We start from the raw sequence: 12,432 nt of genomic DNA, 5'->3' as shown, positions 1-12,432 counted from the left end.
GGGGATTTATTTCCCGTAAGCAAAATGCCTGATATGAATTAGCAATTATAGAACGAACAAAAAAAAGACAGCAATTGCTGTCTTTTACATTCATTCCTTTATAGCATCTTCAAATGGTGCTGAAAATAAGCCACTAGGCGCCAGCATATCCGTATCCGATTCCCGGCTTTCCCCACCCACAGTATATGGACCTGCTGGATAAAAATCAAACAAATCACTTTCCTTATGTATGATCAAGAAATACTCGTATAAATCATCCATAAGTTCCTGATGTTCATCTAATTTCATGATTTCGCCACATTCATCAATTACAAAGTTTTCATTAATCGCATCTTGAAGTTCCTCATTATTTGAATACGCGATAAAAAAATCCACATCTCCACACTCCATGCATAGCAAGAGTTTTTCTTCCAGTGCTTCTTGATAGGATTTCTGAACGATCTCCTTCAAAATGGCTTCAATCTTTCCAGGATTAGTTAGTTTAATTTTAGTCTGGATCACAAAATCCCTCCAATTTAATACAATGACATTTAAAAAGTATATGCCAGTTTAATGAAAAATAAAAAAAGCAAGCTCATCCTTTGATCAACATTAAATGAAAACTGCTATAAGTCCGTTCCTTATTAACCCATAAATCCAAATGGAATCCAAAGCCATCATTTCGTTCCTTAACCTAGACGCGTATGATAATCATTACTCCACCTGCTTACTATAAGTGGAATTTGCCTAAACTTGATCATCAACGGCAATACATGTAATCCGGATTCCTGCGCATTTGTAAGGAATTCTCCGCCTCGTGTATATATTAAGTTTGCCCGCATAATCAGAATGATAATCTTCTATAATACAAAGAAAAAGATGATCGGAAGCGTAATCAAGCTTAATGAAGTACTAATGAACGTAGCACTTGAGACGAATTCAGGTTCTGTATTGAATTGGAGCGCATACATCGTAGTGTTGGCCGCCGTTGGCATGGCAGCTACGATAATCATGATATGCCTGACCATTTCATCCACTGGTAAGGCAAGTGATAACAGGAATGCAATGGCTGGCGAAACAGCAAGTTTAAGAAGAAGTGAAACTGATAGCTTACGATAGGCAATTTTCCTCAGTGAAATGTTGGCTAGCTGCATTCCGAGTGTAATCATGATTGTTGGGATTGCTGCATTTGCAACAAGGTTAATAGCTTCCATAACCGAATTGCTTAATGGAATTTTTACAAACTGAAAAACCGTACCTGCAATAGCTCCATACACGATTGGCATCCTGAATACTGCTTTAAGCGCTGTTTGGACTCCGTTACCTTCCGGGCTGCCCTTCGCTGCGAAATAGATGCCTATGGTGCACATGACTAACTGCTGACCCACCATCAGGATGATTGCATAATCGAGTCCTGCTGCACCGAATAACAGGAAAATGACTGGTGTTCCGTAATTCCCGTTATTCATGAATGCCGATGCCAATATCATGCCGCTTGTTTCGGTGACTGAATAATTACGGAAAAATGATATGATATAGACTACCAGTATGAGAGAAAGACAGAGTACTATCGTGAAAAGGAACAGATAAAAATAATCAACCGTAAATTCAGCGGAATAAAAAGTTCGGAACACAAGAAAAGGTGACATTAAATATAATGCCATCGTGGAAATCGATTTTGTATCAAGTTTAAACTTTTTCTGACCGACGTACCCTAAAACAAAAATACCGAATATCGGTAGAAGAACGCCCAAAAATCCCATACATCTCACCTTCATAATCCTATGATTTTCTTATAACAATATCAGTTTTATCATTATTTGTAAAAATTCTTTCAAACCGTTCCTGATTCCAACGTAATATATCCTAACATAAAATGATTTTTCTTTATTTTCAGAAAATTATATTCAATTTTTGTCTATATATGGTATATTATTTATTATATTTACGTTAATAAACGTAACATCAACACTATTGGTTTATTAATAAATGAAGGGGTGCTTTTTTAGTGGATATAAAATTCATGGAGATGGCTGTTCGGCTAGCAAATGAAAATGTATTGGCAAAGAACGGAGGACCTTTCGGTGCTATAATCGTAAAAGACGGCAAAGTTGTAGGAAGAGGATGTAATAATGTGACAACAGCCAACGATCCCACAGCTCACGCCGAAGTACAGGCGATACGTGATGCATGCAGGAATCTCAATAGCTTCCAGCTTACAGATTGTGAAATATACACTAGCTGCGAACCTTGTCCAATGTGCATCGGTGCCATTTATTGGGCACGACCAAAAGCCATTTATTACTCATGCACTAAAGAAGACGCTGCACTTATTGGCTTTGATGATCACTTTATATACCAAGAACTTGCCCTGCCAATGAAAAACCGCACTATTAAAATGGAACAAATGTCTTTCAATGACCACGATTTACCATTCCGGACATGGGAGACCCATATTGAAAAAGTAAAATATTAAAATGTTATATCTTTGCCAAAGGGGTTACGAATATGAAAAAAAACTTGCTTAAAAGGAGAATAGACGTCGCCGCAGGCAAAACGCCTGCAGACTGCGTCATTAAAAACGGGCAAATCATAGATGTATTCAATGGTGATACCTATTCAGGCGACATTGCCATTGTCGATGGTTTTATTGCTGGCATTGGGAGTTATGAGGGTATTTCAGAAATTGATGCTGCTGGAAAATTCGTATCCCCTTCATTCATTGATGGCCATGTCCACATTGAATCTTCGATGGTCAGGCCTTCTGAACTCGCAAAAATCCTCCTTTTACATGGTGTGACCAGCATCGTTGCAGATCCTCATGAAATAGCCAATGTTTCCGGTAAAAAGGGCATTCATTATATGATTGAACAATCCGGCCAACTTCCTTTTGACTTCTACTTCATGATGCCATCTTGTGTACCTGCTACGGAGTTTGAACATTCTGGCGCTGTCTTAAGAAGTCAAGATCTAAATTCATTTTATCGAAACCCGAAAGTGCTTGGTTTAGCCGAAGTGATGAATTTCCAGGCCGTTTCACATACGGAGGATGATATGCTGCAAAAATTATACGATGCAAATAGACTAGGCAAAAGCATTGATGGCCATGCAGCTGGATTATCCGAACAACAGCTCAATGTTTATATGAGTGCCGGCATTAAAACGGATCATGAATGCACTACAGCGGAAGAGGCAAAAGAAAGACTGCGAAAAGGAATGTATCTTATGATCAGGGAAGGCACTGTTGCCAAAGATTTATTAAACCTGGTTCCAGCCATTAATGAGCTGAACTCCCGCCGTTGTTTATTCGTCACCGACGACCGGCACCTCGATGATATTGTTTCTGAAGGAAGTATCGATCACAACGTTCGACTTTCCATAGAAAATGGTATCCCACCAATTACCGCGATTCAAATGGCGACCATCAATGCTGCAGAATGTTTTGGTTTAAAGGAACATGGTGCTATAGCACCCGGATACAAGGCAGACTTCCTTCTATTAGATGAACTCGATACAATCATCATCCATTCGGTCTTTAAAGAGGGAAAACCTATTGTCCAAAATAATCGATTACTGAACTTTCCAGCTGAAAAGGAACAGGTTATTGACGACGGTTTGAAGCACTCCGTTAAATTTCATGAAATAACGGAAGACGATTTGGCGATACCTTTTAATAATAATCTTGCTAATATTATTGAGATTACTCCAAACAGTTTGATTACAAAGCATTCGATTGAACCGGTTACACTTAATCATGATGGTCTATTCCAGTTCTCTGAACATGTTGATCATATAAAACTGGCAGTTATTGAACGGCATCATATGACCAAACAATTAGGTCTTGGAATCGTCAAAGGGCTTGGTTTGAAATCAGGCGCAATTGCCACTACAGTAGCCCATGATTCACATAATTTAATCATTGCCGGCACGAATGACCAAGATATGCTAAGGGCAGCAAAGGAAATCAAAAGGATGCAGGGTGGATTGGCCGTAATCCAAAATGGGAAAATACTAGCTTCCCTTCCCCTTCCAATAGCTGGATTGATGAGTGAATGCACATATATGGATGTGGTTCATTCATTGAAACGAATCGATGAAGCCCTTTTGAAACTCGGTGCCAACAGGCATTTCAACCCTTTCCTTACACTTGCGTTCTTGGCGTTACCTGTCATCCCGGAAATTAAACTGACGGATCAGGGCTTATTTTCCGTTTCTGAGTTTAGGCATATTCCTATTGAAGCCGTTATGCCTGCCGATAAGTTCAATCTACTTTGACCCCCTACCCGGGGGTTTTTCCCATTCACCCCCAAAATTTCTATATGAATAATGTTATAACTCAACTTAAATCGGGAAAAGGATATAATGGGTATCATCTATGTTAAAATAAAAAAAACACAAATCTTTCTTGGAGGAGATAAATATGGCAAAACAGGATCAACAGACCATCATTGGATATATTGGCACTTACACAAAAGGAAACAGCAAAGGTATTTATCGCTTTACTTTAGATACAGCAGAAAGAAAACTCAGTACACCGGTTCTTGCAGCAGAATTAACTGATCCGACTTATGTCGCCATCAGCCAGGACAAAAAGAATCTCTACGCCATTTTAAAAGAAGCGGGCAGCGGTGGAGTTTCTTCCTATTCGATTAATGAAGAATCGGGTGAACTTACCTTCTTGGGCAAACAATTGACACCGAATGGCTCTTCCTGCCATATAAGTGTCGACAGCAAGAAACAGATCTTAATCACTTCCAGTTATGGAGATGGCCTGATTGAATCATATCCGCTTCATGACAATGCGACCCCTTTGCCAGTATCATCTACCATTCAACATGAGGGTCAAGGACCGAATGAAGAACGTCAGGAAAAAGCACACACTCACTTCGCTGGTTTCACACCGGATGAAAGGTTCATTGCTGTAGTCGACCTCGGAATAGATAAAGTAATAACCTATAAAATACATAATGGGGTTTTGGAAGAAGTAAACAGTTTATCTGTTGCTCCCGGCAGCGGACCGCGGCATTTGACCTTCCACCCAAACGGAAAATTTGCGTATGTCATGGCAGAACTTGTACCGGAAGTCATTGTTTTGAGCTTCGATAGTCTATCAGGAAGCTTTTCTGAATTGCAAACGGTTCGGACCGTTCCGGAAGATTTCAAGGAAAATAACCAAGGAAGCGCCATTCATATTTCTGATGACGGGGAATTCATTTATGCCGCAAACCGCGGACATGATAGTATTGCGGTTTACCAAATCCATCAAGAAACAGGCAAACTGGCATTCGTGGAACTGGTTTCTACCGAAGGACATTGGCCACGTGATTTTTCATTGGACCCAAGCGGAAAATTCCTGATCGCTTCTAATGAACAATCAGGAAACCTGACACTATTTGCACGGAATGAACAGGACGGAAAATTAACATTGTTGCAAAAAGATGTTCAAGTTCCCTTCCCTGTTTGTGTAAAATTCCTTTAGTTCTATAATTAAAAAAGGATTGAAGCTTTTACCACAGCTTCAATCCCTTTTTTATAAATCCTTCTTTAATTCCATTTCTCCGCCATTTCCGGAAAATCTATAAATGGGTTTCGATTACCCTGAATTTCATGTATAGCCTGGTTTCTATGTTTTTCATAAATGCTGACCGGAAAAAGCCGGTGCCATTCCAAAAGCAGTGCCAGGTTAACTTTGCCGCTATCGATGATTCCCTCATACCTTAATAAAAAATACATGGTAGCTCTCGCTACGATACCTTTTCCGTATTCAGGTTCGAATTTACCTTCATCAGATTTCCCGCAACCCGCCTTTATACCGGCAGCCGATGCTTCTGGGATATAATCCTCAAAATCATAATATGGATAGTTACTCCGGCTGCTGTTACAAGTTGGTTCACAAGCGAACAGATGGTGCAAATCTCCCCTCATCGGTTCTTTTTTATTGAACCATGATTGAGGTACGACATGTTCACAATTAACGAGCATGTTGTCCATCTTTGTTGATTCAATGCCTCTTGACAACACTTCAAGTATACGGATATCTTCCTCAATGACTTCCACAGGATCCATTCCTTTTCCGGAATACAGACTTTTCAGCTTGCCATTTTCCTGTAAGTCCACCCAAGGGTAAACATGACGATGTGGTGAGTAGTTCAGCTGGTTTTTATGGGTTGTCACAAGCAGCTCCTTCAGTGCTTCTCGGTCCAAGGAACCATTTTGATAGTATACTTTCTTAAGTTCCTGATCTTTGGATTCATCATAGTATTCGCGGTTTTCATTGAAGTTCACAAACGCAGCCATTGCCATTGCCCGTTCTTTTTCAAGTACTTCAAAACTATTCTTCATCCACTCATCTCCCCACTTATATTAAAACCTAACTTTTACCATATTTAAAGTTTAATAGAAATAGAACGAAAAAAAAAGGTGCTTTAGAAGGGTCTAACGAAGAATTTCAATAAAATGGGTAAGGATTTTTGCTGTCATTCCCCAGATTACACGATCGTTATATAAGTAAAAATATTCTTCCATCTGTTTTGGCTGCCATTTATAATTCTCACCGCCAAAGATTAAATCATGGGGGAAGTTTTCATGTGGTTCCACTTTATACTTCACATGATATATCTCTGGCGGTTTTTCCATGAAAAAGGATAGCGGGACCGTAAAAATGGTCTCTACCTCAGCTGGATTTGGTATTATCCGTTGATGGTCACGAACAAATCCTGCATAAGGATAAACAATCATGCCAAAAGGAGATACCAAATAATCAATTGGAAAGACATTATAGATATCTTCTTTATTTAAATTAAGTTCCTCGTATGTCTCCCTTAGTGCAGCCGCCTGTTCATCATGGTCCAACTTGTCTATTTTACCGCCTGGAAAACAGATATCCCCCGGCTGCCTCCTCAGATTGTGTGAACGCTCTTCAAATAGAACGTGTATTCCATCTTCCTTCTCTATTAGCGGTACCAATACGGCATACTTTGAAAAATTCCCACTCCCTAAAATTTCAGGGTTATGTAATGTGAGTTTTTTTGTTATATCTTCAGTTTTCATGTCCCTCACCTCTTCTGACGGAATATTGACGATATTAGATCGGTTTATTTTCTACTACTCCTTATCCTTCCATTTTCAAACATACGCTATAACTAAGCAAGGAAAACGATTCCAATATGTTCCCTTTAATTCGTAATAGATTGCTTAAACTCTATATTCTTGGTATTTCATACAAAATAGGCCCTCATCATCCAAGAAAAGGAGGAATTAAACCTTTTTCCATTACAAATCTCTCATTTCATTTCCACGTGGAAATTATATTCTTTAATAACCTATGTGATTAGCTAATTTATGGATGGACGATCACTGATAGGGTTTTTTCACTATTGAAGGGATGCACATCATCCATATGGATCATTTAACAATAGATAAAAGCACCGGTCAAAGTTCTGAACGGTGCTAAAACGAAACACAGTAGTCTCAATTAAAAAGTAAAGTCTGGATCCAATCTTTGTTAATTTACAAAACCGAATGTATAAGAGAATATCAATAGGTCTATTTAGCAATCCACTTTAATACTGAATTTTCAGAAATTAAATTCTTGACCACTCATTCTATTATTTCTGAAGGTTCGTAATATTTATTATAGTTCTGCTAGCGTTCGCTTTACTGTCGTTACGATGAATAAGAAATCCTCTTCAGTTATGCTAAGTGGAGGAGCAAGGGTCAGTACATTATTGAAGCCTGCTACCGTATCACCATTTTTACCTATGATCAGCCCTTTTTCTTTGCATGACGCAATCACTTTATTGATTTTGGAAAGTTCGATCGGCTGTTTTGTCCCTTTATCTTCAACCAGTTCAATTCCTACCAACAAACCTTTCCCACGCACATCGCCAACATTAGGATGAGATTTGATTTCTTCAAATTCTTGCAGCAAGCGAAACCCTAACTCTTTAGAACGTTCTATAAGTTTTTCATTTTCATATATTTCAATATTCTTCAAAGCAAGGGCACAGGAAGCTGGATTGCCACCAAAAGTATTTACATGACGAAAGCGGTCATAATCATCGGTACCGATGTATGCTTCATAAATCTCACGTTTGACGGCTGTGGCGGATAATGGCAGGTAAGCGCTAGTGATTCCTTTAGCCATTGTTACGATGTCCGGTTTTACATCATAGTTCATAAATCCGAATTTCTTCCCAGTACGGCCAAACCCGCAAATGACCTCATCCGAAATGAGAAGGACGCCATTTTTCTCACAAATTTCTTTCACACGTTTCATATATCCATCAGGTGGCATCAAAACTCCGCCTCCTGTGATGATAGGTTCCATTATTACCGCAGCCACCGTTTCGCTCAACTCCCATGTAATGGTACGGTCAATTTCCGCCGCACTTTTTTCGCCGCTTTCATCCTCTGGATTTCGGTAAGAATCAGGCGGTGATACATGAAGAAATCCTGGGGCGAGTGGTTCATATTTATACTTCCGCTGCGCCTGCCCGGTAGCTGCCAGGGCTCCCATCGAATTTCCATGATAGCCGCGATAACGGGAAATGAATTTATAACGTCCATGTTCACCTTTTTGCTGATGATACTGCCGAGCAATTTTAAAAGCAGTCTCATTTGCTTCTGAACCGCTGTTAGAGAAGAAAATCACATAATCCCCACCCAGCCATTCATTTAACTTCTCTGCTAGCTTAATAGCAGGAATGTGGCTGTTCGTTAAAGGGGCATAAGGAAGTTCCTTCAACTGTTCGTAAGCTGCTTCAGCGAGTTCCGTTCGACCATAACCCACGTTGACACACCATAACCCTGACATCCCATCCAAGTAGCGATTTCCATCAACATCCGTTATCCATGCTCCTTGCCCGTTTTTGACCACCATTGTCCCAGGGTTGGGTTCAGCCCCTTTCATATGATGCCAAACATATTTGCCATCCATCGCCTTAAGATCCTGACCCTGTTTTTCAACCTGCATAAGCCACACTCCCCCTATCATAATGTATAAAGGAGGGCCGACCACAAATTGCGTCGACCCCTTTTTCATATTAGTATCTTGCCGTTAACATTTTCTTTCTAGTGTAAAATTCCACTCCGTCTTTTCCATTGGCATGAAGGTCTCCATAAAATGAACTTTTATAGCCGGAAAATGGAAAGAATGCCATTGGTGCGGGTACCCCAAGGTTAATACCAAGCATTCCTGCATCAATTTCTTCACGAAATTCCCGGATGGCTTTTGCACTATCCGTATAGAGGCAGGCACCATTTGCAAATTCGGATTGATTGGTCAAATCGATTGCTTCTTCAAGGGTATTAACCCGTACTATGGATAAGACAGGGGCAAAAATTTCATCCTTCCATATTTTCATGTTTGTATTTACATGATCAAATAATGTCGGTCCAACGTAATAGCCATTTTCCTGATCGCCTTCATTCCTGCCATCACGAAGGAGGACAGCTCCTTCTTTTTCCCCAATTTCAATATATTGTTCTGTTCTCTTTTTATGTGTATCACGGATCACGGGTCCAAGGAAAACGCCCTTATCCATTCCATTTCCAATCTTGATGTCATCCGCTGCAGCCTTTAATCTCTCAACGAGCGAATCTCCCACTTCTCCCACTGCAACAACCACCGAAGCAGCCATGCAGCGCTCGCCTGCAGATCCGAAAGCGGCATTGGTTATGTTCGTTACCGCATTTTCCAGGTCTGCATCAGGCATGACGATTGAATGGTTTTTCGCTCCTGATAAAGCCTGGACACGTTTTTTATTGGCAGCTGCCGTTTTGTAAACATACTCTGCGACAGGCTGGGATCCTACAAAAGATACCGCTTTAATGTCTTCATGTTCCAAAATCCCGTTCACGACATCATGGGCACCATGGACAATATTGACGACACCATCCGGAACACCGGCTTCCGTCAATAATTCTACAAGACGGTTGGCTAAGAGCGGTGTCCGTTCTGAAGGTTTTAAAATAAACGTATTGCCACAGGCTATTGCAAGCGGGAACATCCAACATGGCACCATCATCGGGAAATTAAACGGCGTAATCCCGGCAACGACACCCATTGGATAACGGTACATGCCAGATTCAATGCCTGGGGAAATGTCAGGAAGCTGACTGCCCATCATTAGGGTAGGCGCACCTGCAGCGAACTCCACGCATTCAATCCCACGTTGAACCTCACCATATGCTTCTGTATAGCTTTTTCCATTTTCAATCGTGACCAGCTTTGCCAGTTCATCCCAGTGTTCTATCAATAATTGCTGGTAACGGAATAAGAAGCGCGCCCTTTTTGGCACGGCCACCTTTTTCCATTCTTTATACGCATTTTTAGCAACCTTCACCGCTTGGTTTACATCTTCCCTTGTGGAAAGGGGTACGATTGCCAATGCTTCTCCTGTTGCCGGATTTGGCACTTCTTCATGTTTCGATGTTGAGGAATCCACCCATTTGCCACCGATATAATTTTTCAACGTTTCTACATCATTGATAACTGCCATTAAAGAAACCCTCCATTTCAACACGATTTCATAGTTTCATTATATTTTTCAAACGGACTTTTTACATTAGACGTTTTGTATAGTTTTTAATTCAATATTTGCACATATTGTTTGTTTTTGATTTTCCTATATTCATGAAAAGAATTCACCATGTAGAATCTCCTTTGTGCTTTCCCTTTACCGGAAGCCCTCACACCCATCATTTAATAATCGAGTATAGCTTTAGGTCTTGATGCTTTCCCTTAACAAACATTCCTTTTCTTATGATTCCCTCAAAAGACATACCCGCCTTTTGCATGACTCGCTCTGAACCAAAATTTTCAACGAAGCAGCGTGCTTGTATTCGAACCAGGTTCATATTTTCGAAGCCAAAGGCAATTATCTTTTGGGCTGCCTCCGTCATTAAGCCACTCCCCCAATATTCGGGTGCCAATACATACCCGATTTCGGCATTATGATGATTAACCTGCCATGAAACAAAGTCAATAGTACCAATCAACTTACCACTTTCCTTGTGTTGTATGCCCCATGGAGCGATTTTCTTATCCTCATAATTTTGTAGGATGAATCTGATAAAATCCTTTGTATCACTTAGTGAACGATGCGCTTCCCATGTGACGTAGCGGGGAACTTCACTGTTGGATGCATAAGCGAACATGTCTTCTGCATCACTCATGGTGACTTTCCTCATAACCAAACGTTTTGATTCTATAATAGGCAGCTGTCCATATATGTCTTTGACGTTCATGATTACACCCCATTCCATTAATTATCAGTATTATAACAAGATTGTGAACCAACCTCTTTCCCAATTGAAATATTTTTGAAACTTACGTATAATTCAGAAAAATGATCTCGGAGGATAATTATGCCAAAAAGAAAACTCATAATAAGCCAAAACTTGAATGTGCTCTTATTACAGAAGATTAAAGAATTGGTTCCCGAGTGGACTGTCATCACCGGAAGATCTCCGGAAATATGGAAGGCTCATCTAGCCGATGCTGAAGTGATCGCAGGCTGGAAAACGGAAATGGCTGAATCCATCGATGCAAGCGAAGTAAAATGGATCCAGACATGGAGTGCCGGAGTGAATGCCTTACCCCTGGAAAGTTTGGAACAAAAGAACGTGCAGATTACAACTGCAAATGGCGTCCATGCCTATCCCATTTCAGAAACCATTTTCGCGTTAATGCTTGCCTTAACAAGGAAAATAGATACATATATTAAGCAACAGCAGGTGAAGACTTGGCATCACGCAAATATGAAGCAGGAAATTCATGAAAAGACCATCGGGATCATCGGTGTTGGAAAAATCGGAAAGGAAACAGCTAAAATTGCCAAGGCTTTTGGCATGTCCGTATTAGGAATGCGCCATTCCGGTAAATCTGAAGAATTTGTCGATGAGATGTTCACACAAAATCAATTGAATGATCTCCTTCCTAAGTGCGATTATATTGTCGTGACATTACCATTGACCCCAGAAACACGGAATATGTTCGGGAAAAACGAATTCCGACTAATGAAGCCCTCCGCTTTTTTCATTAATATAGGAAGGGGAAATCTCGTTATTCAAAACGAATTGGTCCAAGCTCTCAAGGACAAAGATATTGCTGGTGCTGGACTTGATGTGTTTGAAACGGAGCCACTTCCTGGGAAGAGCCCATTATGGGAGATGGACAATGTAATCATCACGCCGCATACATCCGGTAATACGGAATTTTACGACCAACGGCTTATTCAGGATATTTTCATGCCGAATTTAGAGAATTACCTAAATGGTAAACACCCCTCAATTAATTTACTTGATTACAGAAAAGGGTATTAAGAATTGTACAACACTATGCACAATAAATAATCTTACTTTGTTTGCTTGCAGATTCCGACATTATCTGTTATATTTAAAAAGAATTATTTTTGTTCGGGAAGATTGATAAGTGAAACACTTTTCGTC

The 12,432-nt window shown here is 40.2% G+C and carries 11 protein-coding genes; 4 read left to right on the top strand and 7 right to left on the bottom strand.

Going from position 1 to position 12,432, the window contains the following annotated elements; genetic code table 11:
* Positions 1-90: 90 nt before the first annotated feature.
* Both QUF86_RS18435 and QUF86_RS18430 read right to left on the bottom strand, forming a co-directional pair.
* A complete protein-coding gene (locus tag QUF86_RS18435; RefSeq protein ID WP_289335140.1) occupies positions 91-501 on the bottom strand; it encodes a hypothetical protein in 411 nt (136 codons plus the stop codon).
* Positions 502-839: 338 nt separating this feature from the next.
* Complete coding sequence (locus QUF86_RS18430; RefSeq protein WP_289316244.1) at positions 840-1,742, bottom strand: AEC family transporter; 903 nt, start codon at positions 1,740-1,742, stop codon at positions 840-842.
* 260 nt (positions 1,743-2,002) lie between these two features.
* On the opposite strand from QUF86_RS18430, the gene QUF86_RS18425 reads away from it, so the two are divergent.
* From QUF86_RS18425 to QUF86_RS18415, 3 genes are all read left to right on the top strand, one after another.
* Positions 2,003-2,455: a nucleoside deaminase gene (locus tag QUF86_RS18425; RefSeq protein WP_289318367.1), complete on the top strand. Its 453-nt coding sequence runs from the start codon at positions 2,003-2,005 to the stop codon at positions 2,453-2,455.
* A gap of 32 nt (positions 2,456-2,487) precedes the next feature.
* Entirely contained in the window at positions 2,488-4,254 is a 1,767-nt protein-coding gene (ade, locus tag QUF86_RS18420) for an adenine deaminase (protein WP_289335139.1), read from the top strand.
* A 145-nt stretch (positions 4,255-4,399) separates the two neighbouring features.
* Entirely contained in the window at positions 4,400-5,458 is a 1,059-nt protein-coding gene (locus QUF86_RS18415) for a lactonase family protein (RefSeq protein WP_289335138.1), read from the top strand.
* 65 nt (positions 5,459-5,523) lie between these two features.
* Here the strand turns inward: QUF86_RS18415 and QUF86_RS18410 are convergent, their stop codons facing one another.
* From QUF86_RS18410 to QUF86_RS18390, 5 genes are all read right to left on the bottom strand, one after another.
* Entirely contained in the window at positions 5,524-6,321 is a 798-nt protein-coding gene (locus QUF86_RS18410; RefSeq protein WP_289335137.1) for an endonuclease I family protein, read from the bottom strand.
* Between the two features lie 93 nt (positions 6,322-6,414).
* Positions 6,415-7,029, bottom strand: coding sequence for an NUDIX hydrolase (locus tag QUF86_RS18405; RefSeq protein WP_289335136.1), 615 nt, complete (start codon positions 7,027-7,029; stop codon positions 6,415-6,417).
* Between the two features lie 583 nt (positions 7,030-7,612).
* Positions 7,613-8,953: an aspartate aminotransferase family protein gene (locus tag QUF86_RS18400; protein WP_289335135.1), complete on the bottom strand. Its 1,341-nt coding sequence runs from the start codon at positions 8,951-8,953 to the stop codon at positions 7,613-7,615.
* A gap of 70 nt (positions 8,954-9,023) precedes the next feature.
* Positions 9,024-10,481: a CoA-acylating methylmalonate-semialdehyde dehydrogenase gene (locus QUF86_RS18395; protein WP_289335134.1), complete on the bottom strand. Its 1,458-nt coding sequence runs from the start codon at positions 10,479-10,481 to the stop codon at positions 9,024-9,026.
* A 199-nt stretch (positions 10,482-10,680) separates the two neighbouring features.
* Positions 10,681-11,229, bottom strand: a complete 549-nt coding sequence (locus tag QUF86_RS18390) for a GNAT family N-acetyltransferase (RefSeq protein ID WP_289335133.1) — start codon at positions 11,227-11,229, stop codon at positions 10,681-10,683.
* 120 nt (positions 11,230-11,349) lie between these two features.
* Between QUF86_RS18390 and QUF86_RS18385 the strand changes: the two genes are divergently transcribed.
* Positions 11,350-12,306: a D-2-hydroxyacid dehydrogenase gene (locus tag QUF86_RS18385; protein ID WP_289335132.1), complete on the top strand. Its 957-nt coding sequence runs from the start codon at positions 11,350-11,352 to the stop codon at positions 12,304-12,306.
* Positions 12,307-12,432: the final 126 nt, after the last annotated feature.

Source organism: Peribacillus sp. NJ11, from assembly GCF_030348405.1.
In the GTDB taxonomy this organism is placed as follows: Bacteria; Bacillota; Bacilli; order Bacillales; family DSM-1321; genus Peribacillus.
The sequence above is the reverse complement of the archived record's forward strand: the minus strand, read 5'-3'. Positions and strand labels throughout refer to the sequence as shown.